Raw genomic sequence first — 24,629 nt, 5'->3', positions numbered from 1 at the left:
CAAGTCACCTGTTTCCTGTTTTTTCATGCCGCCGGGTTCGCCGTGGCGGCGGTGTTGTGCATACGCGTATAGAGGACGCCCCAGGCGTCGATAAATCGGTCGATATCGCGCGCCGTCGAACCGTAGCCGAGGCTGACGCGAAGGGCGCACGAGGCATCGCGCGACGACGCCCCCATCGCGCCTAGAACATGGGACGGGCGGACCTTGCCCGAGGCGCACGCCGCCCCGGCGCTGAGCGCGATCCCGGCGAGGTCGAACGCCATCACCTGGGTCTGCGCGACGACGTCCGGCATCGTCAGGCACGACGTGTTGGCCAGGCGCTCGGCGGCGGCGGAAAAAATCCGCACATCCGAGCAGATCGCCCGCACGCGCCGTTCCAAATCGTCGCGCAAGGCTTTGACGCGCGCCATTTCCCGGGCGTCGAAGCGCACCGCCCGCGCCGCCGCGCCAAAACCGGCGATGGCGGCGACGTTTTCGGTGCCGGCGCGAAACCCCTTTTCCTGCGCGCCACCGCGAATTTCGGCGTCGATGCGCCCCCCGGCGGCAAGGAGCAACGCCCCTGCGCCCTGGGGGCCGCCGATCTTGTGGGCCGACAGGCTCATCGTATCGACGCCCAGTTCCGCCATGTCGAGGGCGACCTTGCCCACCGCCTGCACCGCGTCGCAATGCACCAAAGCGCCCGCGTCGTGGGCCAGACGCGCGATCTCGCGCAACGGTTGCAGGACGCCGGTCTCGTTATTGGCCGCCATGACGCAGACCATGGCCGGGGTATCGTCGTCATCCAGCATTCGCGCCAGGATGTTCAGATCGACGACGCCTTCGCCATCGACCGCGATGCGTTCGCAATCGCCATCAACCTCAAGCACCGAAGGGTGTTCGATCGCGCTCACCAAGACCCTGCGACAGCCGCTTCCCTTCAATGCCAGATTATTCGCTTCGGTGGCCCCGCTGGTAAAGATTACGCCTTCGGGATCGCCACCCACCAACGCCGCGACATCGCCGCGGGCGTCCTCGACGATGCGCCGGGCGGCGCGGCCGAAGGCGTGCACGGACGATGCGTTGCCCACGCCCAAGGCGGCGGTCAGGGCGGCGCGGGCGTCCTCGCGGATCGGCGCGCCGGCATTGTAATCCATGTAAACGGCATCTTCGGTCATGATGGTATCCGTCGCCGGTTTAAAGTCATCCATAGCCCCCTCGAAAAGGACGCATCCGCGTTCTACTGGGCCGCGGCGACGGCGTCGCCGTCGCCGTGGGGGAACATTTCCGCGCCGCGCAGCAAGATGCGTCGCTCGCAGACGTCGGCCAGCGAGACCGAGCTAAGAAACAAATAAATCTGGCGTCCCAGCGCCTCCCACAACTCGTGGGTAAGGCAACGGCCTTTATCCGAGTGACATCCCGCCGGAGAACCTGCGCTGCACCGGGTCGTGGAAATCGGCTCATCGACCGCCATGATGATATCGGAGACGCGAATATCGCCCGCGCCCCGGGCTAAAAGATAGCCGCCGCCGGGGCCGCGCACGCTTTTCACCAACCCCCCCTTACGCAACTTTCCGAATAACTGTTCGAGATAGGAAAGAGAAATTTCCTGACGCTGCGCCACGTCGGCCAGGGATACCGGGCGGGCGCCCGCATGGGTGCCCAGGTCGGCCATCGCCATCACGGCGTAACGTCCTTTAGTGCTTAATTTCACAATGCATACTCCTTCGCTTTAACCCTCGCATGGCCGCGAGGCCGTGGGCGTAACGTTTTGTTTTTGGTGGGCCATCATCGAAAACGCCGCCCGTTTTACGCCGTCCCTGTCTTTTCTTCTTCCCGTCTTGGCGTCACCGTCCCGCCATCGCGCCCATCGTGCAAACCATCGGTGGCGCGCGCAGGCGCGCCGCCCTCCAGTTCCTCGACCCGTTCCATCAAGGTTTCCACCTGGGCGCGCAAGTGTTCGATCGTACGCAACACCGGATCGGGGCAACCGTCCGCCGGCGTTCCATAAGGAATGAAATCCTTGGCCTTGGCCCGGTCGCGGGGCATGACGACGCGCCCCGGAATACCCACCACGGTGACCCCTTTGGGAACATCCTTGGTAACGACGGAATTGGCGCCGATTCGCGCCCCGGCGCCGACCGTGATCGCACCCAAAACCTGAGCGCCCGAACCGATAATCGCGTCATCGCCAATGGTGGGATGACGTTTTTGGTTGACCTGTTTATGCGAATCGACGCTGGGCGCGATACCGCCCAAAGTCACCGATTGATAAATCGTGACATCATCGCCGACCACGGCCGTCTCTCCAACAACCAGACCAACCCCGTGATCAATAAATAAGCGCCGTCCAATGCTCGCCGCCGGATGAATTTCGATTCCCGTCAAAAATCGTCCCGTTTGGGAAATCACCCGCCCCACAAACTTCCAACCATGACGCCAAAACCAATGCGATAGGCGATAAAACACGATGGCGTGGAACCCCGGATACAAAAGGGCGACTTCCAAGCGTGAACGCGCCGCGGGGTCGCGGGCGATAAACGAATCAATATCTTCCCTAAAACTCTTGAAAATCATGACCTTTGCTATATCTTAACGGCGTGCGCTGCCTGGTTTCAGGAGGGCGCGCCCGAACGGCGCGTGAACGGTGTGCGCCGGTGGGGCGTCTCCTCAGGGGATTGAGCCGAGTATAATAAACCCGACTAACATAGTCAAGTTTAACGATTAACTTATTGTTTGTGCACGATACAAATTCCAAGTTAATTTCTTGGTTATAGCCCAAAAACAACACGACGGATCCTCATCGACCATGCCAGAAGTCATCTTCAACGGGCCTGAAGGCCGCCTTGAAGGGCGGTATCATCATTCCAAAAAAGCCAATGCGCCGATCGCTCTTTTGCTTCATCCGCACCCCCAACACGGCGGCACGATGAACAACAAGGTGGTCTATGCCCTTTATCAAACTTTCGTAAAGCGCGGCTTTTCCACCCTACGCTTCAACTTTCGCGGCGTCGGGCGATCGCAAAGCAGCTTCGACAACGGACAGGGCGAAATGAGCGACGCCGCCTCGGCGTTGGATTGGATGCAGACTCACAACCCCAATGCCTCCAGCTGTTGGATCGGCGGTTTCTCCTTCGGCGCGTGGATCGCCATGCAATTGATGATGCGCCGCCCGGAGATTGTCGGTTTTATTTCCGTCGCTCCGCCCGCCAACATGTACGATTTTTCCTTCCTCGCCCCCTGCCCGGCCTCGGGGCTGATCCTTCAGGGCGACAAGGATGAAATCGTTCCCATCGCCTCGGTCGATAAATTGAATCAAAAATTATCAAGCCAGAAAAACATCGCCATCGATTATCGCATCGTCGAGGGGGCCGATCATTTCTTCACCGACCAGATGGACGTCCTAAATCGCCACTTCGAGGATTATCTCGACACGGCCCTGGCGGCGAAAGGCTAACCTTCCCTCCCAACGGAGCCGTCTTTCCTCGGCGGGCGACGTCAGGGCGGTTGATGGTAAACGCCGCCGCTGAGCGGTGTGGCGACGCCGGTCGTTCCCGGAACGCTCAACGCCAACTTCCGCAACGATCGCTGCGCCAAAAAGGCGAAGGCCTGCGCTTCCAGGGCGTCGCCATCCCAGCCCACGGCTTCCACCGGGTCGGCGGTCACGAAGCGATTCAACGCCTCCATCAGGCACCCGTTGCGCCGCCCGCCGCCACACACCAGCCAGCGGTGGGGCGCCTTGGGCATCGCCCGGCGCGCATGCGCCATGGCGCGCACCGAAAAGTGCGTCAACGTCGCCGCGCCATCGGCGGGATCAACCCCATCCAAGCGCTCCAGAACCGCCGCGAATTCATCCCGATCCAATGATTTTGGCGCCATGCGGGCGAAATAAGGATGCCCCATTAAATCGTCGATCAGCGCCTCGTCGGCATGACCCGCGCGCGCCAAACGCCCGCCTTCATCCATCGGGCGGCCGATCACACGCGCCGTCCAATCATCGATCAAGGCGTTGCCGGGGCCGGTGTCGAAGGCCAGGATATCGTCGCCGTCAATCCACGTAACGTTGGCCACGCCGCCGATATTGAGCACCGCCACCGGCTTCGTCAGCGGCTCCGCCAAGGCCCGATGATACAACGGCGCCAAAGGCGCGCCCTGACCACCGTGCGCGACGTCGTTGGCGCGAAAATCGCCGACCACGCCAATCCCCGTTTCCCGCGCCAACAGACCGCCATCGCCGATCTGGCGCGTGACCCCGTGGGCGGGATCGTGAAACAGAGTATGTCCGTGAAAGCCAATCACCGCGACGTCCTCACGGGCGACCGCGCCCTCGGCCAACAGTCGCTCGACCGCCTGGACATGCCACTGCGTGATCGCCCGTTCGAGTTCGACGTCTTCGGACGTCGCCTCGGGCTTGACCCGCCGCGCGCCGACGGCGCGCCCCAGGCGATGGCGAATATCCAGTGGGTAGGGCAGACTCAGAAAAGGCCCATGAGCTTCGACGAAAATTCCGTCGGTACGTATCAGCGCGGCATCGACACCATCCATCGACGTTCCGCTCATCAACCCTAATGACCACGGCATCATATGAATAATCCTTTGTTTTTTATATCCGTGTTTTTAGGCTGCGCTTTTTTTAAGATCAACATCTCGGTCTCACCTACCGCATCGCAACCACGAAGGGGGACTGTGGTGTCCCGTTGTTCGCCACCGGACAATATGCTAAACACACTCGCCGGGGCGCGACCTAAGTTTCGATCCCGCCCGCCTTCGCCCCCCGACTCCACCTCACGCCCACAGCGCCCATTCCCCGGAACTCAATCCATGACCGATCAAGCAAGCCCCCTGAAATCCGATTTCCTCCGCATTATCGCCGAACGGGGATACATGCACCAGTGCACCGATCTCGACGCCCTGGATAGCAAAGCCGTCGCCGCGCCGATCACGGCCTACATCGGTTTTGACTGCACCGCCGCCAGCTTGCATGTCGGCTCCTTGCTGCCGATCATGATGCTCCGCATTCTACAGAAAAGCGGCCACAAGCCGATTATTTTGATGGGCGGCGGCACCACGAAGGTCGGCGATCCGTCGGGCAAGGATGAAGGGCGCAAGCTGCTTGACGAGGAGACGATCCACGCCAACATGGCGGGGATCAAGGGTGTTTTCTCGAACTTCCTAAACTTCGGCGACGGCCCTACCGACGCCGTCATGGTCAATAACGACGATTGGCTGGCGGACCTTAAATACATCGACTTCCTTCGCGATTACGGTCGCCATTTCTCGGTCAACCGGATGCTCGGCTTCGAAAGCGTCAAGCTGCGCCTGGACCGCGAACAACCCCTGTCTTTTCTCGAATTCAACTATATGATTTTCCAGGCCTATGACTTTCTCGAACTGGCGCGCCGCAACGATTGCGTATTGCAGATGGGCGGGTCCGATCAGTGGGGAAACATCGTTAACGGCGTCGAATTGGCGCGCCGCGTCGATGGCCGCGAAGTGTTTGGCCTGACCACCCCGCTATTAACCACCGCTTCGGGCGCGAAAATGGGCAAGACCGCCGCCGGCGCGGTGTGGCTGAACGCGGAAATGCTCAGCCCCTATGACTATTGGCAGTACTGGCGTAACACCGAGGATGGCGACGTCGGTCGATTCTTACGTCTGTTCACCGAACTTCCCCTGACCGAAATCGCCCGCTTGGAGCGCCTTGAGGGCGCCGAAATCAACGACGCAAAGAAAGTCTTGGCCTTCGAGGCGACCCGGCTGTGCCACGGTGAGGCCGAGGCCGAAGCCGCCGCTCAAACGGCGCGGCGGACCTTCGAGGAAGGCGCCCTGGCCACGGATTTGCCGACGGTCGAAATTGCGGCCCAGGATATCGCGAACGGTATCGCCGCTTTCGATATCCTACGTTTGAGCGGTTTGTGCGCCTCGGGCGGAGAGGCCCGGCGCCTGATCAAAGGCGGCGGCGCACGCATCAACGACCGCCCCGTGACCGGAGAAACCCAACGGGTCTGCGACGCCGATATCACCACCGAAGGCGTGATCAAGGTATCCGCGGGTAAAAAACGTCACATCCTGATCAAACCCGTCTAATTTGGGGCGCTAGGCTTCGAGGTCCGTGACTTCGGTACGTTCGGCGGCGCCCGATTTTGCGGAGTCGGCGCGACGGGCGCCGGAATAGGCGTCGGCGAATTGCCCAAAATCGCACCGAAGATGTTGCGCAAAATTCCCGGCGCCAGAACCGACAAAGGGTTGACCGTGATTTCCGTATTGTCGGCGTCGCCCTTGACCCGGTACGTCGCGGCGAACATCCCCCCTCCTTTCTCGGTGCCGGTCAACAGCGTGCCCAAAACCGGAATTTTTCCAAGCACGCTGTTCAGCGCGTAGGCGGGGACGATGGTGCCCTTCATGTCCAACGTCTTCGCCGGACGATCGTACCAGCCGTCCATGGTCAAGCCGATCGACGCCCCGGACGCCCCGGCATTCTTGAATTGAATGACCCCTTTATTGTAGGCAAAAGGAACGTTGAGGTCGGCGAAGCTAATCCCCTCGCCGTTCAGGGCATCGACGATCCCGCTCAAGGCCATCAACGAGAGGAGGCGCGCCAGAACGGGCGCCTTGATAATTTGATAGTTCTTCACACTGACCGTGCCGCTAAGCGAGGTTTCCGGCGCTTGATCGTCGAAAACGCCATCGACGGCCAAGGTTCCGCCCACCATGTTGGGATAATAATCGAGAAGCCGCAACACCGCGCCCGCGTCGTCCGAGCGCATCGTCAGGCTGCGCGCCGCCGCCCCCTTGCGCGCGACATGCGCCACGAAGGTTTTGTGATCCGCGATATTGGCCGAGACGTCGAGCCGCTTCCATTTGCCCTCGCCGCGCACGAAAAGCGCCTTGACGTCGCGTATCGCATGCGCGCCCTTGTTGAGCCAAACCTTATCGATCTTGGCGCTGACGGTATAGGACAAGTCCTCCAGAAGACCCTTTTTTCCGCCCTCGCCCTGATCGCCGAGTCTCGACCACAGAGGGCCGAAATCAAAAGACGGGCCCTTTAAAACGACGCTCCACGCGCCCCCATCGAGAGAACTGATCGATCCGTTTAGATTGGAACGCCCGATAACGGCCTCGTTCAACACGACCCTCTTGAGAGCGCCGCCGGCGGTGTCGAAGTGGACCGCCCCCGACAGCTTCAAATCACGTGAGGTCGCGGAAAATTTCGGAATATCCCCAATCTTGTCCGCATCGTTCAGCTTGATATCCACCGAAGCCTTGCCGGCGACCCCCGCGGCCTTACGCCATCCCAATTCGGGAATCGATAAGCTCAACCCCGTCAGATCCAGCCCTGCGCGCACACGCTTGCGCCCATCCTGCAACACCGTCAGGGCGGCGTGCCCCCCAAAGGTTCCCGTAACGCCGTCATCGTGCAAGAAGGTTTCGAAAGACGTGGGGAGGCCGCCGCTCAACGCGCGCACCTGCGCCATGGAAATCGCATGCCCCTCGATATTGAATTGGCTGCGGAACAAGGCGGCGGGCTTAAAGTTTTCGCGCCACGACAACCCGACGGGCACGCCACCGATACGCGCGGCGCCAATCATGTCCAGCCCGCCATTATCGACTTTGATATCGAACTGCCCATCGCCAAGGTCGCGCCCGAGGACAACGCCGTCCAGGGACGCATCCTTGACGTGCGCCTTGGCGGAAACGGCGATCTCATCAAACTTCAATGTTTTTTTAAGGGGCAGCCCCATCACTAGGTCGATCGTGGCCCGACCCGAAGCATGGGCCGGGTCGAGCCCCACCCCTCGGGCGAATTCCAGGGGCTTGCTGTCGATAAATTCGAGCACATTGCGCAGCGGTCCCGTGATCGGAACGTGGACGTCGGCGTAGGGGATCGGGTCGCTCAGCTTGGTAAAAACGACGGTCCCGGAATCCGCGCGCATGCCGTGGCTTTGCGCCTGTTCGATTTGAATTTTGAATTGTTTGTCGTCGAACGTGGCGCGGGCGCGTCCGTCATGTAGAACCGGCAATGGCGGCAAAATGTCGATGCTCAGGTGATCGGCCTGCATCGTCCCACTCACCGAAGTTAGGGAAATCGCCCCCCCATGGAGCGCAAGCGCCAAATCGACGCTGACGTCATTCAATCGCCCGCCCAGAAAATGTTCATCCACCCAATCGCGCACGTCGCGCACCAAGCTCGGCGGCCAATAGTTCATCAACGGCTTCACGCCGACGTCGCCAAATCCGACCTTGGCGACGATCGCCAGATCGCCCCACGGCGACGTCGCGCCTCCCCGGGCGTCGATCGTCGCCGCCAAGCGGGCGCGGGGACCGTCCAAATTCATCTCCAGCGACGCCAGATCGATCCGCTTGCGCGCCGCGCTGTAGCTCCCCCGGGCCTTGAGCGTGGAAACCGGAAACGCCTTATCGACAGGTGCGGGAACGAAAATCTTGACGCCTTTGGTGAAATCGACGGTGACGTCATCAATCGCCCAATCGCCGCTTAATCCCGCATAGCGCCCCTTGATATGCATCCCTTCGATCGCCACGCGCTGCGCCAGGGGCAACATGCCCATGCGTTGGGCCACGGCGATAGGCACGGCGAGATGCCCCCGCCCCCCGGTCAGGTCGAAACCGATGCTTTCGAAGTCCCCCCGGGGGGTCAAACTTGCGGTCAGGGTGCCCTGTAGGGGAACGTCCAGTGCGGACAGGAAACCGATCCGGTCCGACAGTTCGGCGTAGGCGCTTGGATTGAGGGCGTCGAAACTGCCTCCCATGTCTATGCGGTTGGCCGCCTGATCATAGGTCCCGATGAGCGAGACTTCGCTTTTGCCCTGGGGGCCGTCCAGGTTGAGCGTCGCCTCGCCCTTCAGCCCCTTCGAATCACGGCGGATATCAATATCGGACGACGACGCATTCCAGACCAGGGCGGTACGCTCGTCAACAATATCGACTTCCGCGGCCATCATCCCCACATGCGTGAGGTAACTCATCGGACGCGCCACATTAGGCGTACTCATGATATCGGCGAAGATGCCCGCCACGAGATCGCCGGTCCCTTCCGGCGAGGTCGCCAGGTTGGCGAAGTCGAAATCCACCCCACCCGCCGCACGGCGCGTCACGCGGAGTCTGGGGCGAAACAGTTCAATACTTTTGGGCGCGATCACCCCATGCCACAGGGCCTTTGTGCTGATCGCCAAGGATATCTCGGGAACGCGGGCGATGGTCTTCCCGTCCGGAGCGTTCGCCTTGACGTCGAGAACGCGCACATCGACCGGCTGGCGCCATCCTCCCCAGGATACGACGGTGTCGGCCAGCGTGATGCGAAAGTTCCGATTGTGGTCGGTGTTGAGTATGTTTTCGATATACGGCGTCAGATAAGACAACGACACCGGGCCGCTGGAAAGCCGCCACGCCGTGAGCGCCAGCAAGACCGCCAGCCCCGCCACCAGCCCCGCGAAAAGATGCACCGATAGCCGCAACGCGCGTTTGATCATGTTTTACCTGCACCCACGTCGTGGACCCACACCACAAAAAAACGGCCCACGTTATAAATCGAGGTCACACCGCAAGGAGGGCGCGACAATTGCGATCATCGGTGTTCTTTGGTTGACCGTCCAGACACGATCGCCCACTCTTAAAGACATGCACAATACTCCCGCAAAGGCCATCGCGTTCAACCCCGACCTTCTGCCCTTGCCCGCCGATGGTGAACGGGCCAGGGTCGGGTTCGAACGCTGGCGCACGGCGCTGAGTGAAACGGGACTCGCATCGTCCGCCGCCGCCCTGGAGGCCGAGCGCCCCCTTCGCCGATTGCTTGAAGTCATTTTCGCCGACAGCCCTTTTCTTACCTCATGCGCCATCGGCGATCCACACTTCAGCTGCGATATGCTTACCCGCGGCCCGGACCACATGATCGAAGCCGTGCTCGCGCCCTTGCGCAACCCGCCACCGAGAGACGAGACCTTCGACAGCTTAAGCCGTCGCCTGCGCATCGCCAAGCGGCGCGTCGCCCTGATCACCGCGATCGCCGATATCACCGCCATCTGGCCGTTGGAAAAAGTGACCGACACCCTGTCCTCCTTCGCCGCCCTGGCGTTAGATAGCGCCTGCGCGCACCTGTTGCGCACGAGCGCGCAAAAAGGCGCCTTCGCCCTCGCCAACGAAGACGACCCCGTGCGCGGATCGGGTTTGATCGTCCTGGGCATGGGGAAATTGGGTGGGCGCGAACTCAATTACTCCAGCGATATCGATATCATCGTGCTTTTCGATCGCGAACGCATCCACAGCGAAAACCCCGACGGCCTGCAAAAGGCCTTCGTTCGTCTGACCCGCAATTTGGTCCGACTGTTGGATGAACATACCGCCCATGGCTATGTTTTTCGTACCGACCTGCGCCTACGTCCCGATCCCGGATCGACTCCCCTGGCGATTTCCGCCCTGGCGGCGGAAACCTACTATGAAAGTATCGGGCAAAACTGGGAACGCGCGGCGATGATCAAGGCTCGGCCCGTCGCCGGCGACATCGAGGCGGGCGAAGCCTTTTTGCTCCACCTGAAACCGTTTATCTGGCGTAAAAGCCTCGACTTCGCGGCAATCGAGGATATCCGTTCGATCAAGCGCCAAATCAACGCTCATAAGGGCGGCGATAAAATTACCCTTTTCGGACACAACCTGAAACTGGGGCGAGGCGGCATCCGGGAAATCGAATTTTTCGCCCAGACGCAACAGTTGATCTGGGGCGGACGGGAAGCCGGCGTGCGCGTGCGCGCCACGGTGGGTGCGATCTTCGCCCTGGTCGCCCATGGCCGGGTCGCGCGCCACAGCGCCGACACCCTGGTCGAAGCCTATCGTTTCTTGCGCCGGCTCGAACATCGACTGCAGATGATCGACGACAAACAAACCCACAGCTTGCCCGAAACTCCCGATGATATGGATAAAATCGCCCGCTTCATGGGCTATGGCGACACCGCGGAATTTATCGCGCGGGTTTTGGCGACGTTGCGTGCGGTCGAGGAAATATATGCCTCCTTATTCGAAGAATCGCCGGCGTTGAGCAGCGGCGGCGATTTCGGCGGAAACCTCGTTTTCACCGGAAGTGAAAGCGATCCCGAAACCCTGGCGACCCTTGAAGGCATGGGCTACGCCAAGACCAAAACCGTTGACGCCACGGTCCGCGGGTGGCACCACGGGCGCTACCGGGCGACACGCAGCACGCGTGCGCGCGAACTGTTGACCGAACTGATGCCGAGCATTCTCGGCGCCTTGGCCCACACCCCCGACCCCGACGCCGCCTTCGTGCGCTTCGACGCCTTTCTCGCCAATCTGCCCTCGGGGGTTCAATTATTCTCCCTGTTTCATTCCAATCCTCAATTGCTCGAATTCATCGCCGAGATCATGGGCACTTCGCCGCGCCTCGCCAGTTATCTCAGCCGCAAGGTTTCGGTCCTCGACAGCGTTCTCAGCCACGATTTCTTCGCCCCGCCTCTAGAACCGGACGATCTCGCAAAAGACCTCGATAACGCCCTTCTCGAAGCCCTGGATCTACAGGATACCCTTGACGTCACGCGACGTTGGGCGAAGGAAAAAAAATTCCAGATCGGGGTGCAAAGCCTCCGCGCCACAATCACCACCGAAGACGCCCAAAAAGCCCTGACGAACATTGCCGAAACGCTGATCCGCGCCCTACAGTCGCGCCTCGAAGATATCTTCGCCGAACGTCATGGCCGCCTTGCCGGCGGGGCCTTATGTGTCGTCGCTTTCGGTAAGCTGGGTGGGCGCGAAAAAACCCCGACGTCGGATCTCGACTTGATCTTCATCTACGATGTCGATGCGGGGGTGGAGCGCTCCGACGGCGCGCACCCTCTGCCGCCCAGCCTCTATTACGCTCGCCTGTGCCAGCGCCTGATTAACGCCCTCAATGTTCAAACCGGCGAGGGCAAGCTGTATGAAATCGATATGCGCCTCAGACCGTCCGGAAACGACGGTCCCATCGCCTCCACCTTGGAAGGTTTTCTGTCCTATCAAAAAGAACAAGCCTGGACCTGGGAACACATGGCGTTGACGCGCGCGCGCCCGCTGAGCGGACCGCACGCCCTGAGAGACCGCGTCGCGACGGGGGTTCGCGATATTTTGGCGCGCGAACGCGACCCCGACAAACTCGTCGCCGATGTCGCCCACATGCGCGCGCGCATGGATAAAAAGCACCACACCGCCTCGATATGGAATCTTAAATACCTGCGCGGCGGCCTGATCGACGTCGAGTTTATCACCCAGTACCTGCAACTGCGCCATGCCCACGCATACCCCGACATACTGTCCCCCACCACCGCCACGGCGCTGGAGCGGATCGCCGCCCACGCCCTGATCGCACAGCCCGACGCAAAAACCCTGCTGGCGGCGCTGGCGCTGTGGCAAAACTTACAGTCCATGATCCGTCTCGGCCTGACCCCGCGGGAAAGAGACGCCAAAGACATGACCATCCCCAAGGCGTTGGCGAAACGGCTGTGCGCCCTGGCCGGCGTGAAATCCCTGGCGCATTTGGAAACCCTAATTCGCGACACGGCGCGGGACGTCATGGCGATCTACCACGTCATGGTCACGCAACCCGCCCAACATGTCGGAGGCGCGCAGGATACCGGCGCGCCATCCGCCCCACCGCCATCTCCTCCATGATGATATTCCACCCAGCTCCGAGGAACACTGATGACACCCAACCCCGTGACACTCAATCCCGGCGATCCGGCTCCCGACGTCACCTTACTCACGGATAACGGACACCCCCTTTCCCTCGCCGAACTCAAAGGCAAGAAAGTGGTGCTTTATTTTTATCCCAAAGATTCCACTCCGGGATGCACCCAGGAAGGCGCGGATTTCCGCGATCTTCATGACGCCTTCACGGCCCGAGGCGTCGTCGTGTTGGGCGCGTCCAAAGATAGCGTCAAGCGCCATCAGAATTTCAAGGCCAAGCACGGCTTCACGTTCCCTCTTCTGTCCGATGAAGACGGCGCGTTGTGCGAAGCCTATGGCGTATGGGTATTGAAAAAAAATTATGGCCGCCAATACATGGGAATCGAACGGACCACCTTCCTGATCAACGAAGCCGGTATCCTGGAAAAAATCTGGCGTAAGGTCAAGGTCAAGGGCCACGCCCAGGAGGTCCTGGACGCCGTGACCGCGTAGCCGGAGCACGCGTCCGAGCGTCCTTGGAAAACCCGACCTTGAAGCTCGTGGCCCGTGCGCCCACCTTGTAAGGGGTCATGACCGCGCACAGGAAGGAAGCCCCCATGCCGTCAAAGTTCGTGCCCAACGCCGAGGATGTCGATCGTCAGCTAGAGAGTGAGTTTCTCGAAGACGTCAAGGATACCGTCAGCCAGTTGGATATTCAGTTGGCGAATTTGCGCGCCAACAAAAACCTGCTCGACGAGGGGCTCGCCCCGGTACGCCAATTGGTGCATAACCTGATGGCCCAGGGGCGCGGCGTCAATATGCCGACCATTCATCTTTTGGTTCACCGTCTCAACGAATACCTCACCGAGGTGAAGGCGCTCGACGACACGCATGTTGACAACATCCAGACCTTTGTCGATAAAATCAACGGCGTTCTCGACGGCGACATCGACCCCGCCGGCATCGACGCCACCCCAAAGCTGGTCCGCGAGCTACCGAAAAAGGTCTTCGCCGATATCGATTTCGGCGACATCACGCCGCAGGACGTCGAGGTGCTTCTGGTCATCCCGGAACGGTCGATGGCGCGCATCGTCGAGCAGGAAATGGCCGCATGCGGATACCGTACGTCCAACGCGAAAACATCCTACGAAGCCTTTAATCTGGCCATTCAAACCAAGCCCGACCTGATTGTCGCATCGATGGAGTTGGGCGATCTGCGGGGCGTCGATCTGGCCTGCGCCTTCGCCGCCATGCAGCCGACCCACGCCTTGCCTTTCTGCCTTTTGACATCCTACGAATGGGGCAATCCGGCCCTCGACCGCCTGCCGCTACGCGCCGCCTTGTTGCGTAAGGGACCCGCGTTCGGCAGCGATTTGGCCGAAGCCTTGGCGCGCTTTCGCATCACCTGACGCATCCAGACCGAGAGGCGAGAAAGATGGCCGCCGTAGAACTCTTGTCTCCCTCCCATGGGTCGGCTAGAACCAAATGGAGGTTCGCAAAGGGAATGGACAATGGCTGAAAGCGATCAGGAAAAAATCCCTGAAGACGGCGATCCACAGGACGTTTCCGATGCCGCCGAGGTCTCTACCGAAGAACAAAACGGTTCTCCGTTAAAAAAAGTCCTGACCCTCGTCAAAGCGCGAAAATATGCCGTGCTAGGGGGGATCGGCGGGGTCGCGGCGCTCGGGCTGCTGATCGCCTTCCTGTTGGGCGTTTTCTCCCCCCACGAGGAAAACGGCGTTCAATTGGATATTCCCGCGCCGCCCATTCTCTATGAAATGCCCAGAATATCGGTGGACCTCAAATCCAACCTCTTGATCGCGCCGATGATCAGTTTTGTTCTTTTGGTGGAAATTTCGCCAGAATCGAAACCCAAACTCGAAGCTCAAATGCCTCGCATCTTGGACGCCATCAACAAATATCTGCGCACCCAGACCCGAGTCGATCTATCCGGCGCGGCGGGTAGCGAGCACTTGCGGCATGACTTGAAAGCGATCATCACCAACGCCATGAAACCCGACATCATCGGGGAAGTTTTGTTCAAGAAGATTTTGATACGATAGACGCTTATTATTTAATTGGTTAAGCGGCGCTCATATGCAAAAAAACGGCGCGCCAACCATGGCGCACCGTTCTGTTTTCTTCTTTTTCCTCTTTTTCCTCTTTATCGCCTCCTCGGTCTTGCCGAAAGGGCCGGGTCTTGCCGAAAGGGCGGGGCGGAGGATAAAAATCTACCGTTCGAAAATAATTTCCACCCGACGATTTTTAGCTTCGCGCTGACCGTCCGGGGTTGGCACTTGCGGACTGGTTTCGCCGGCATATTTCGTGGTCACCTTATCGCGAGGAAACCCATCCTCCACCAGTGCGTTGGCCGCCGTATCGACGCGCGCGCGCGACAGCTTCATATTGTAGCTGTCCGAGCCCGAACGATCCGCATGGCCGATCAACACCACACCGGAGACCTTAGCCTCGCCGGCCGCCTTCGCCGCATCGTCGATGATCATCTTCGCCTGGGAGGTCAGGGCGGAACTGTTGAAGTCGAAATACACCTCATAGGGTCCGGGAATCGGCACGACCACGGGTGCAGGCATAGGCGCGGGCGCTTGCGCTTTCATCATCCTCAACATCGGTTCGGTCTTGAGAAACTCGCTTCGGCATTTGCTGTCGGTGTTGTTTTCGGCCTCTTCTTCGAGCCAACAATCGAACATCACCTGAGCATAAGCCGCCTTGGCGGGCATCCGATCGCGCGCGCCGGCGGCGAAATCATCCATCAACTGCGCCCGCGCCGTATTCAAATACGCCGCCCGATCCATGGATACCGGCCAATCGGAAACGACGAACGGTTCGACGCTTGCGCCCTTCGCCGCCTGTTCGGCCTTGCGCGCGAAACGCGCGGCATGATCCCATTCGCCAGCTTCATCAGCCTCGTGAATGGCGTAAGTCCGGTACTGGTTGCTCAGTTCGGAAGAAAACGTTCCCCCCACGCTCGGCGGCATGGCGCGCACGGAATCGACCGCGTTGATGTCTCCGAAAGACGCACACCCCGCTAGGGCCACGCCGGCAAGTCCGAGGGCGACGTATTTTACGTACGGTTTCATTGTCGGTAATCCTTCACCTATAACACCCGTGTCCAACGCACACGCCTTCGACGCACACGCGCGGAACCGCGATCTAACGCCGCGCGTCCCGTTCACATAGCCCTCAAAAACCACAATGAACGTGAGCCTATACCCCACCCAAGAAAACATCAACAAATAGTTGCAGTTTCAATACGCCGATACCGTTAATGTATATCTGCGAACGATGATATCAGCCCTCTTCGTCGCCGCCCTTCACCCGCTGAGCGAGTGCGGCGGCCATGAAATCGTCGAGGTCGCCGTCGAGCACCGCCGAGGTATTCGATGTCTCGACGTTGGTGCGCAAGTCCTTGACCATCTGGTAGGGCTGAAGAACATACGAGCGGATCTGATGCCCCCACCCGATATCGGTCTTCGCTTCATGCTCGGCCTGGGCCGCGGCCTCGCGGATATTCAATTCGTGCTCATAGAGGCGCGCCTTCAGCATTTTCATCGCCGCCGCCCGGTTTTTATGCTGGGAGCGGTCGTTCTGGCACTGCACGACGATGCCGGTCGGATTGTGGGTGATGCGGATCGCGCTGTCGGTCTTATTAATGTGCTGCCCGCCCGCCCCCGAGGCGCGGTAGGTATCGATGCGAATATCCTTGTCGAGAATTTCGATATTGATGCTGTCGTCAACCTCGGGATAAACCCAAACTGAGGAAAAGCTGGTGTGGCGGCGCGCCGAGGAATCGTAGGGCGAAATACGCACCAAGCGATGGACGCCGCTTTCGGTCTTCAACCAGCCATAAGCATTTTGGCCCGAAATTTTAAGGGTCGCGGATTTAATCCCGGCCTCTTCCCCGGGACTTTCTTCCAGCCACTCGGTCTTGTAGCCGTGGGCCTCGGCCCAGCGCAGATACATCCGCGTCATCATTTCGGCCCAATCCTGGGCCTCGGTGCCCCCGGCCCCGGCATGGATTTCGAGATAGCAATTATTGGCGTCGGCCTCACCCGAAAGCAGGGTCATCAATTCCGCCTTGCGCGCGCGCAAGGCGATCTCGCTCAGTTGGGCCTCGGCCTCACTGACGATGTCCGCGTCGTCTTCCGCCTCGCCCATTTCGATCAATTCGAGGTTTTCGTCCAGGTCGCCACGCAGCGTATCGACGGCTTTGATGCCGTCTTCCAGAACGGTGCGCTCGCGCATCAGGGCTTGAGCCTTAGCGGGATCGTTCCAAAGATCGGGGTCTTCGGCCTGGGCGTTCAGTTCTTCAAGTCGGAGCAGGGCGTTGTCGTAGTCAAAGATGCCTCCTCAGCAGTTCCAGCGACTGCTTGATGTCCTGAGTGATGCTCTCGATCTCGGCGCGCATAACCGCCCCTCCGCTCTTGGTGAAGTCCGAGACGCGTTCTTAGACGCGCCGAAGGGCGAAGGCAAGGTTTAGATGGTTCCCAAACACCGAATATGGCGGTTTTGCGCTTGGGAACAGGTTGAAATCAATAGAGACCGCCCGAACCCGAACCCACCGCCGGCGTCGGGGCTTCCCCGGAAACGGTCTCGACGCCGTCCAGGACCGCGGTCTTGCCCATGGGGATGGTCCCCGGCTTGAAGGCCTCCAAAATCACGTTGCGGTCCCCGGGAAGCGCCGGGCGGCCTGTCGTGGCGTCGACACGAACCAGACGGATACCCGGTGGAATACGAAACGGAGTCGGCGGCTTTCCGGTCAAGGCCTTGGCCATGAATTCACGAAAAATCGGCACCGCGACAGAGGCGCCTTGTTCGTGCGGCCCCAGCGAATGCGGGTCGTCGAACCCGGTGTACACCCCGACCGCCAAATCCGGTGAAAAACCGACGAACCAGGCATCCATGGCCTTATTGGTGGTGCCCGTCTTGCCCGCCAAGGGCCATTTCAGACTTCGGATGCGACGCCCCGTACCGCGTTGCACCACACCTTCGAGCATCGACACCATCTGATAGGCGCTCGCCGGGTCGGTCACCTGTTTTCGGACATCGGGGATCTGCGGCACGCTTTGACCCATCCACACATCCGCCCGGCACCCGGTACACACCCGCTTGTCGTTTTTAAAGATGGTCACGCCGTTGCGGTCTTGGATACGGTCGATGAAGGCCGGCGTAATGTATTTTCCGCCGTTGACCAGCATGGAATACGCGGACGTCAGCTTCAACAAGGTGGTCTCGCCCGCGCCCAAGGCCATCGACAACTGATGGGGAAGGTTATCGGTAACGCCGAAGCGTTTGGCGTAGGCGGCGATTTTGTCCATGCCCACCGTCTGCGCCAGACGCACGGTCATCAGGTTGCGCGATTTTTCCAACCCCAAACGCATCGTGCTGGGGCCGTAAAATTTCTGGGTATAGTTGGCCGGTCGCCATTTCGGCAGGCCCGGCCCTTGGTCGATCACGAACGGCGCGTCCAGGATAAGCGTTGACGGCGTAAATCCACTGTCCAACGCCGCCAAATAAACGAACGGCTTGAACGCCGAGCCGGGCTGACGATACGCCTGAACCGCCCGGTTGAATTGGTTCATATCGTAATCCCAGCCCCCGACCATCGCCAGAACGCGCCCGGTGTGCGGATCCATCGCCACGATCGCCCCTTGAATCGCGGGGATTTGGCGCAGCGCATAAACGCCCGTCGGAGAGACCACGGGCGTAGACGCCGAAACGGCGGTTGCCTTTGACGCCTCATCCGCGCGCACCGCCTCGACGGCGATCACATCGCCCACCTTGAGCACATCCGAGACCTTGCGCACCCGAGGCCCCACCCTTTCGCCCTTTTCCCAGGCCCGCGCCCAGGTCATCCGGGCAAGCGGCAACACACCCTTCGTTCCGTCCTTGAACCGTAAACCCGCCTCATCCGCGCGCACCGCCGCGACCAGGGCGACACGCCAATCCTTGAGGCCGGCGGGCCGCGTGAAGTGCGCCAATTTCAGCGCCGTGTCGGGGCCCGAAAAATGCGCCAACGGCCCGCGCCAGCCATGACGCCGGTCATAGGATTGAAGCCCGTCTTCAAGCGACTTTACCGCCATGTCCTGCATCGCGGGATTAAGCGAGGTGCGCACCGAAAGTCCGCCGTCGTAAAGCTTTTTTTCGCCAAAGCGGGCGACCAGTTCACGGCGCACTTCCTCGGCGTAATAGGGCGCGGTAACATATTCCGTGTCGTCGCGCCGACGCAGGCGCAACGGCTCGGCGGTCGCACGCGCGGCCTGGTCGGCGGTGATGTACCCGTTAATCCTCAAGCGGGATATGACCCAATCGCGCCGCTCCTTGGCGGCCTTGGGATGGCGGGCGATGCTGTAATTGCCGGGCGCCTTCAACAACGCCGCCAGATACGCCGATTCGGCGATCGTCAATTTGTCCATCGGCTTGTTGAAATAGTTCAGCGCCGCCGCGGCCACACCGTAGGAACGCCGCCCCAGGTAAACCTCGTTCAAATACAGCTCCAAGATACGATCCTTGGAAAAGGCGCGCTCGATGCGCAACGCCAAGATCGCCTCCTTGATCTTTCGCGTGATCGAAACTTCGTTGGTCAGTAAAAAATTCTTGGCGACCTGTTGCGTGATTGTCGAAGCCCCGATCGGCCTTTTTCCAGACCCGTAATTCTTAATATTGGTGATCACCGCGCGCAGAAGGGAAAGCGGATCGACGCCAAAGTGTTCGTAAAAATTTTTATCCTCGGCCGAGAGTACGGCGTGAATCAGCAATCGGGGGATCGAGCGGATCGGAACGAAGATACGCTTCTCGTTGGCGTATTCGGCCAGCAACCGCCCATCGCCGGCATGAACCCGGGTCATCACCGGAGGGTCGTAGTTGGCCAGTTGTTTATAATCGGGAAGATCGCGACCATAATGGACAAAAATAAATCCAACCGCTCCCGCCCCGATAAAAGCCAAGATCACCAATCCGCCCAGAAAGGTCGCCAGCACACGCCACATTACACATCAACCACAATTTTCAACATCCAGCCCCCATCCGAATAAAGCCCCCACCCGAACAAAGAGTGGGCTGCGCCCGCCCGTCATAGCCGAGATACCCGTCCGCGACCAGTCCATAGCAATGAAGGGTCAGTTCATAGCACTGAAATATGTCAACGTTTTGACGTCCCGCGCCTATTGCCCGCGCCTTCGTCACAAACGCCGGTGGCCAGCCTAAACGGCGAAGAATTAGTTGCGCCGCGCTTCCTCGACGCCCTTGAAGTGGGTATCGATACCCCGCAAAATCGCGTGCGCCAGCATGGCGCGATACCGCCGCGACTGCAGGGCTTTTTCATCCTGGGGGTTGGATAGAAACCCCAATTCGATGAGAACCGAGGGCATGTCCGGGGCTTTTAAAACCGCAAATCCGGCAAACCGATGCGTCTTCCTCAGGAGTTTTGTCGATTTGCGCAGCTCTTTCACCAGTTGCGTAGCGAATTGCGCCGATTGGTTCATGGACTCGCGTTGCGCCAAGTCGATCAGAATATTGGTGACGTCGGGCGATTCTCCGGTCAAGTCGATCCCCGCGATCAGGTCGGCCTTGTTTTCCTTCTCCGCCAAAGACGCCGCTTCTTTATCCGAGGCTCGCTCGGACAATGTATAAACGGACAAGCCACGCACCTTGCGGTTGCGCGTCGAATCGGCGTGGATGGAGATAAACAGATCCGCGCCCGCCGCGCGGGCCACGGCGACCCGCTGACGCAAACGCAGGAAAATATCCTTGTTTCGGGTCAGCACAACTTTGTAACGCCCCGTTTTGCGCAGTACGTCGCGCAATTCACGCGCCATTTTCAAGGTGATATTTTTTTCAAACTGGCCGTCGGCTCCAATCGTTCCCGGATCGACGCCGCCGTGGCCGGCATCGATCGCGATCACCATTTTGCGGGGCGTCCTGGGTTTCTGTGTCGATTTCGGCACGGGAACGGGACCCGCAATCAGCCCCGCCCCGGATATTTTCTCCGTCGTTCGGGGGACCGTCCCGCCCGAGGCCGCAACCTCTGCGGAAGCGCCGGTGGCGGCGGGAGCCGCAACCGGACGAGGGGTTCCTTTGGCGCGACGCGCTTTGCGCTGTTCGGAAAGAACAGTCCGAAAAACCGCCGGAGACACGCCTTGTAGATCCATCACCAAGCGGTAAGCGTGGCCATTTTTCGGCTTCAAGAGAAAGGTCTTTTTTATTCGCACCGGCCCTTTCATATCGAGAACAACGCGCGTCACGCCGGGGGAAAACAGGCCGTAGCGCAATTTATCCAGTTGGCCGACGCCGCTGGGCAGTGGCTTCGCGGGCAGACGCCATCCCACCTCGGGCAAATCGAGAACGACACGATAGGGCTGGGGTAGAACGAACGCATCATAGGTGATCTCGGTGTTGAGATCGATCACCACCCGGGTTTCCCCGGGGTGCGCGCCAACGCGGATGTTGCTCACGACGGTCGTGGGATGGGCGGCGGCAGGTTGTTGGGCGGCAGCCTCCGAGGCGCTTCCCATAATTGGCCCCATAATTGGCCATGCGAACATCGCGACGGCCACGATGAAGCCGAGCGCCAGCCCCCTGCATATCCCCTCGGTGCGTTTCCCCTGCCCCGTCACGCGCATCAATGAAGCTCTCCCGACCCTTCCGACCGTTATCCTCGCCCGGGGCGCGCCCCGGAAGGGTGTCGCGCCGCCTCGCATTTCATCCAAAAAGGCGATTGTCGAACCAAAATACTACGGTTATGTTAACAAATCGACGTTGTATGGATTGGTGTCTATCTCTGCGACGACGTCAACGTATATGATTTATATCCTTTAGAATGTTAAAAGGTGTATAACTATTCATAACAGGGTGCGCTTGCATCGTGTTCTGAACGAAGAACTATCGGAATATTGGAGGTTGATGCGTTTTCGCAAAGGCTGTTATCCGCCACGGAGGCGTTGTAGCGGTCTGGTGGTCGGCGTCTCGCCCACGAAAAATTCCCGGATACACGCCAAATCCCCGCCAAGGAGTCGGTTATGGCCGAAACGTCGGCGATGGCCCTCTTGATGGGGTATGTTTTTGGGATTTATCCTGGTAAACATATCTTGGAAGTTGGGTTCCTGGAATTTGAACCCTCGGGAAATCAATCGCCTGGAGGGTGGGCTTTCGGGAACCTAACCCGGGGAACGCTGTCTGGCGAAAGCGAAGAAAAGGGAACGTGTGGCCTTCGCCATGGGACTTACGCCATGGCCCTTGGCGGGCGGCGCGACCTGACATCACCTCGAGCGATTCCGGCGGGATGACCCGTTCAGCCCACAACTTGAAGGATTTACTCATGCTGGCGAAAGCCGCGCGCAACACTTTCCGTTATCGTCCTTTCGCTATCGCGAAGGGTCGCCGGGCTGCGTGCGCCGCCAGCATTTCACCAACACGCACGACGACCCCAACCCGGCCAACGCCGACACGGTCGCATGTGCATCGGAGTCACAAAATTAATGTCAACAAAACGCATGCTCATCGACGCTACCCACCCGGAGGAAACCCGGGTCGTTGTGGCGGATGGAACCTACCTAGAAGATTTTGACGTCGAAGTCGCTTCACGCCGACAACTCAAGGGCAATATTTACCTCGCTAAAATCATTCGCGTGGAACCGTCGCTTCAGGCGGCGTTCGTCGATTATGGCGGCAATCGCCACGGTTTTCTCGCGTTTAGCGAAATCCATCCCGATTATTACCAAATCCCGGTATCCGACCGCGAAACCACCGTCGAGCCCGCCCATGGGGCGGACGAGGGCGCGAACGAGACTTCCGCCGATGAGGCGGGCAGTGGCGAAAACGGCGGGGCGGAAGACGTCAACGATCATAATGGCGACGAGAACGACAACCACGTCGAAACCTTGGGCGGAGACGACACGGAGGCCGACGACGAAGATCTTATCCAGAACAAAACGCAAAACGACTATCGGCGCTATAAAATTCAGGAAGTCATCAAACGTCGCCAGATCATCTTGGTTCAAGTGGTCAAGGAGGAACGGGGCAACAAAGGCGCCGCGCTGACGACATATATCTCGCTGGCGGGAAGATACTGCGTATTGATGCCCAACACGGCACGTGGCGGCGGCGGCATTTCGCGCAAAATCACCAACAGCGCCGACCGCAAGCACCTCAAGGGCATTCTCAACGATCTGTCGATTCCCGACGGCATGGCGGTCATCGTCCGCACGGCCGGAATTCAACGCAGCAAAGCCGAAATCAAACGCGATTACGAATATCTTCTGCGCCTGTGGGACCAGGTCCGCGAACGCACGTTGGAATCGACGGCGCCAACCCTGGTTCACGAGGAAAGCGACCTCATCCGCCGTTCGATCCGCGATCTATACTCCCGCGACATCAGCGAAATTCTGGTCGAGGGCGACGCGGCTTACAGGCACGCCAAGGACTTCATGAAATTGTTGATCCCCAGCCACGCGCGCCGGGTCAAACAATACAAGGACGAAGAGACTTCGTTGTTCCGCGCCCACGGGATCGAAGACCAGCTCGACGCCATCCACAACCCGATCGTCCAGTTGAAATCCGGCGGTTACATCGTCATCAACCCGACCGAAGCGCTGGTCGCGATCGACGTTAATTCGGGACGTTCGACGAAAGAACGCAATATCGAGGAAACGGCGCTGAAAACCAACCTTGAGGCCGCCGACGAGGCCGCCCGTCAGGTCAAGCTGCGCGATTTGGCCGGTCTGGTCGTGATCGATTTTATCGACATGGATGTGCGCGCCAACAACGGTCAGGTCGAGCGGCGCATCAAGGAGGCGATGAAAAATGATCGCGCCCGCATCCAATTGGGCCGCATTAGCCCGTTCGGCCTTCTTGAACTGTCGCGCCAACGACTGCGCCCCAGCCTGATCGAAACCAGTTCCGAACCGTGCCCGCATTGTGAGGGCACCGGGGTGCGCCGCTCGACCGATTCGACGGCGCTAACGGTCCTGCGCGCGATCGAGGAAGAAGGTTCGCTTCACCGCGCCAGCGAAATCGCGGTGTACGTGCCGACCGACGTCGCCCTTTACATCCTCAATAACAAACGCAAGGCCGTAGCCGATATCGAGACGCGCTGCGCCCTAAAAATCGTCATGGAAAATGACGACACGCTGATCCCCCCCGCCCTGCGCATCGAACGCACCAAGGCCCCCACGGGCGAGGTCATTTCCGAAATGGTTTCGACGACCCGTCGCGGCGACGAGAACGCCGGCGACGACGGCGCGAAGAAACGCCGCCGCCGTCCCCGACGACGCAAATCGGGCGAGGATGGAGATTCAACGGAGGTCGAGACGCCCACCTCGAACACGAACGCGACCCATGGCGACGCCTCGTCGAGCGACGATGACAAGCCGGAAAACGCCGCCGAAGGCGTCTCCACGGAAGCGAGTGGTGACGGGGAAGATCGCCCCAAACGCCGGCGTCGGGGACGGCGCGGCGGACGGCGCCGGGGGCGTAAGGACGGAATGTCTCCATCCTCCGAGGGCGAGGGCAAGGGCGCGCCGACGAACGAAGGTGAAGACGGCGCGGACGCACGCCGGACAAACGCCGCCACGCCCCTGGAGCAAGATCGGGACGCCACCGCACAAGCGACCCCCGGCGACGACGTTTCCGTGAGCGCCGGCGACGTCGAGATTGCGGAAAATCGTCCGGAGGAAGTTCAAGAACAGAGCCGAGAATCGGCCCCGAAACAGGCCTCGGAGGAAACCCAAGAAGCTCCGAAACCCAAGCGCCAACCTCGCAAGCGGCGCGCCCCGACGAAAAAAGCCACGACGTCCGACGGCGGCGAAACCACCACGCCCGAGGCCGCGCAAGAGGTCGATGAGACCGAGGCGGTAAAGACCGAGGACGACCAAAACGGCGAGGAAAAACCCAAACGGCGCCGTTCGCGGGCCCGCCCCCAAGCCGCCGCCAAGACCGCGGCGCGCAAAACATCCCCGAGGAGCCTCCCGTAAAGGAAG

The 24,629-nt window shown here is 60.1% G+C and carries 16 protein-coding genes; 7 read left to right on the top strand and 9 right to left on the bottom strand.

Going from position 1 to position 24,629, the window contains the following annotated elements; translation table 11 throughout:
- Positions 1-23: 23 nt before the first annotated feature.
- From P3M64_RS13290 to cysE, 3 genes are all read right to left on the bottom strand, one after another.
- Positions 24-1,154, bottom strand: a complete 1,131-nt coding sequence (locus P3M64_RS13290) for a cysteine desulfurase family protein (protein ID WP_132939243.1) — start codon at positions 1,152-1,154, stop codon at positions 24-26.
- A 62-nt stretch (positions 1,155-1,216) separates the two neighbouring features.
- Positions 1,217-1,690: an Rrf2 family transcriptional regulator gene (locus P3M64_RS13285; protein WP_132939242.1), complete on the bottom strand. Its 474-nt coding sequence runs from the start codon at positions 1,688-1,690 to the stop codon at positions 1,217-1,219.
- A 95-nt stretch (positions 1,691-1,785) separates the two neighbouring features.
- Positions 1,786-2,553, bottom strand: a complete 768-nt coding sequence (cysE, locus tag P3M64_RS13280) for a serine O-acetyltransferase (RefSeq protein ID WP_132939241.1) — start codon at positions 2,551-2,553, stop codon at positions 1,786-1,788.
- A 232-nt stretch (positions 2,554-2,785) separates the two neighbouring features.
- Here cysE and P3M64_RS13275 point away from each other — a divergent pair, with 232 nt between their 5' ends.
- On the top strand, positions 2,786-3,433 hold the full coding sequence (locus P3M64_RS13275; RefSeq protein WP_132939240.1) for an alpha/beta hydrolase: 648 nt from the start codon (positions 2,786-2,788) through the stop codon (positions 3,431-3,433).
- A 41-nt stretch (positions 3,434-3,474) separates the two neighbouring features.
- Here the strand turns inward: P3M64_RS13275 and P3M64_RS13270 are convergent, their stop codons facing one another.
- Positions 3,475-4,560, bottom strand: a complete 1,086-nt coding sequence (locus tag P3M64_RS13270; protein WP_407702159.1) for an anhydro-N-acetylmuramic acid kinase — start codon at positions 4,558-4,560, stop codon at positions 3,475-3,477.
- 237 nt (positions 4,561-4,797) lie between these two features.
- Here P3M64_RS13270 and tyrS point away from each other — a divergent pair, with 237 nt between their 5' ends.
- Positions 4,798-6,063 (top strand): tyrosine--tRNA ligase, encoded by a 1,266-nt coding sequence (tyrS, locus tag P3M64_RS13265; RefSeq protein ID WP_132939239.1) that lies wholly within the window; start codon positions 4,798-4,800, stop codon positions 6,061-6,063.
- Here tyrS and P3M64_RS13260 read toward each other — a convergent pair.
- On the bottom strand, positions 6,060-9,464 hold the full coding sequence (locus P3M64_RS13260) for a YhdP family protein (protein ID WP_132939238.1): 3,405 nt from the start codon (positions 9,462-9,464) through the stop codon (positions 6,060-6,062). The genes tyrS and P3M64_RS13260 overlap by 4 nt on opposite strands.
- Before the next feature lie 148 nt (positions 9,465-9,612).
- Between P3M64_RS13260 and P3M64_RS13255 the strand changes: the two genes are divergently transcribed.
- The 4 genes from P3M64_RS13255 to P3M64_RS13240 all read left to right on the top strand — a co-directional run bounded on the left by P3M64_RS13255 (position 9,613) and on the right by P3M64_RS13240 (position 14,699).
- Positions 9,613-12,642 carry a bifunctional [glutamine synthetase] adenylyltransferase/[glutamine synthetase]-adenylyl-L-tyrosine phosphorylase gene (locus tag P3M64_RS13255; RefSeq protein WP_243644779.1) on the top strand — a complete coding sequence of 1,010 codons (3,030 nt, stop codon included), beginning with the start codon at positions 9,613-9,615 and terminating at the stop codon, positions 12,640-12,642.
- Positions 12,643-12,672: 30 nt separating this feature from the next.
- Positions 12,673-13,149, top strand: coding sequence for a thioredoxin-dependent thiol peroxidase (bcp, locus tag P3M64_RS13250; protein WP_243644778.1), 477 nt, complete (start codon positions 12,673-12,675; stop codon positions 13,147-13,149).
- Positions 13,150-13,253: 104 nt separating this feature from the next.
- Entirely contained in the window at positions 13,254-14,045 is a 792-nt protein-coding gene (locus P3M64_RS13245; RefSeq protein ID WP_132939237.1) for a response regulator, read from the top strand.
- 102 nt (positions 14,046-14,147) lie between these two features.
- Positions 14,148-14,699, top strand: a complete 552-nt coding sequence (locus P3M64_RS13240) for a flagellar basal body-associated FliL family protein (RefSeq protein ID WP_165886331.1) — start codon at positions 14,148-14,150, stop codon at positions 14,697-14,699.
- 168 nt (positions 14,700-14,867) lie between these two features.
- On the opposite strand, the gene P3M64_RS13235 is transcribed toward P3M64_RS13240, so the two are convergent.
- From P3M64_RS13235 to P3M64_RS13220, 4 genes are all read right to left on the bottom strand, one after another.
- Entirely contained in the window at positions 14,868-15,734 is an 867-nt protein-coding gene (locus tag P3M64_RS13235; protein ID WP_132939235.1) for an OmpA family protein, read from the bottom strand.
- A gap of 211 nt (positions 15,735-15,945) precedes the next feature.
- A protein-coding gene (gene prfB / locus P3M64_RS13230; RefSeq protein WP_132939234.1) for a peptide chain release factor 2 occupies positions 15,946-17,062 on the bottom strand; the annotation gives its coding sequence in 2 pieces (ribosomal slippage) (positions 15,946-16,992 and positions 16,994-17,062; 1,116 coding nt in all).
- 124 nt (positions 17,063-17,186) lie between these two features.
- Positions 17,187-19,643 (bottom strand): penicillin-binding protein 1A, encoded by a 2,457-nt coding sequence (locus P3M64_RS13225; RefSeq protein WP_132939233.1) that lies wholly within the window; start codon positions 19,641-19,643, stop codon positions 17,187-17,189.
- A gap of 228 nt (positions 19,644-19,871) precedes the next feature.
- Positions 19,872-21,167: an N-acetylmuramoyl-L-alanine amidase gene (locus tag P3M64_RS13220; RefSeq protein ID WP_165886330.1), complete on the bottom strand. Its 1,296-nt coding sequence runs from the start codon at positions 21,165-21,167 to the stop codon at positions 19,872-19,874.
- 963 nt (positions 21,168-22,130) lie between these two features.
- Between P3M64_RS13220 and P3M64_RS13215 the strand changes: the two genes are divergently transcribed.
- Entirely contained in the window at positions 22,131-24,623 is a 2,493-nt protein-coding gene (locus tag P3M64_RS13215; RefSeq protein WP_322111243.1) for an Rne/Rng family ribonuclease, read from the top strand.
- Positions 24,624-24,629 lie beyond the last annotated feature (6 nt).

This window comes from Varunaivibrio sulfuroxidans (assembly GCF_029318635.1).
Taxonomy (GTDB): domain Bacteria; phylum Pseudomonadota; class Alphaproteobacteria; order Rhodospirillales; family Magnetovibrionaceae; genus Varunaivibrio; species Varunaivibrio sulfuroxidans.
Note: the sequence above shows the minus strand (reverse complement) of the source record. Positions and strands in the feature narration are given on the sequence as shown.

Coding starts and splice junctions, on each gene's coding strand:
- P3M64_RS13290 (WP_132939243.1), bottom strand. CDS start 1,154: ATGACCGAAGATGCCGTTTACATGGATTACAATGCCGGCGCGCCGATC.
- cysE (WP_132939241.1), bottom strand. CDS start 2,553: ATGATTTTCAAGAGTTTTAGGGAAGATATTGATTCGTTTATCGCCCGC.
- P3M64_RS13275 (WP_132939240.1), top strand. CDS start 2,786: ATGCCAGAAGTCATCTTCAACGGGCCTGAAGGCCGCCTTGAAGGGCGG.
- P3M64_RS13270 (WP_407702159.1), bottom strand. CDS start 4,560: ATGATGCCGTGGTCATTAGGGTTGATGAGCGGAACGTCGATGGATGGT.
- tyrS (WP_132939239.1), top strand. CDS start 4,798: ATGACCGATCAAGCAAGCCCCCTGAAATCCGATTTCCTCCGCATTATC.
- P3M64_RS13260 (WP_132939238.1), bottom strand. CDS start 9,464: ATGATCAAACGCGCGTTGCGGCTATCGGTGCATCTTTTCGCGGGGCTG.
- P3M64_RS13255 (WP_243644779.1), top strand. CDS start 9,613: ATGCACAATACTCCCGCAAAGGCCATCGCGTTCAACCCCGACCTTCTG.
- bcp (WP_243644778.1), top strand. CDS start 12,673: ATGACACCCAACCCCGTGACACTCAATCCCGGCGATCCGGCTCCCGAC.
- P3M64_RS13245 (WP_132939237.1), top strand. CDS start 13,254: ATGCCGTCAAAGTTCGTGCCCAACGCCGAGGATGTCGATCGTCAGCTA.
- P3M64_RS13240 (WP_165886331.1), top strand. CDS start 14,148: ATGGCTGAAAGCGATCAGGAAAAAATCCCTGAAGACGGCGATCCACAG.
- P3M64_RS13235 (WP_132939235.1), bottom strand. CDS start 15,734: ATGAAACCGTACGTAAAATACGTCGCCCTCGGACTTGCCGGCGTGGCC.
- P3M64_RS13225 (WP_132939233.1), bottom strand. CDS start 19,643: ATGTGGCGTGTGCTGGCGACCTTTCTGGGCGGATTGGTGATCTTGGCT.
- P3M64_RS13220 (WP_165886330.1), bottom strand. CDS start 21,167: ATGGGAAGCGCCTCGGAGGCTGCCGCCCAACAACCTGCCGCCGCCCAT.
- P3M64_RS13215 (WP_322111243.1), top strand. CDS start 22,131: ATGTCAACAAAACGCATGCTCATCGACGCTACCCACCCGGAGGAAACC.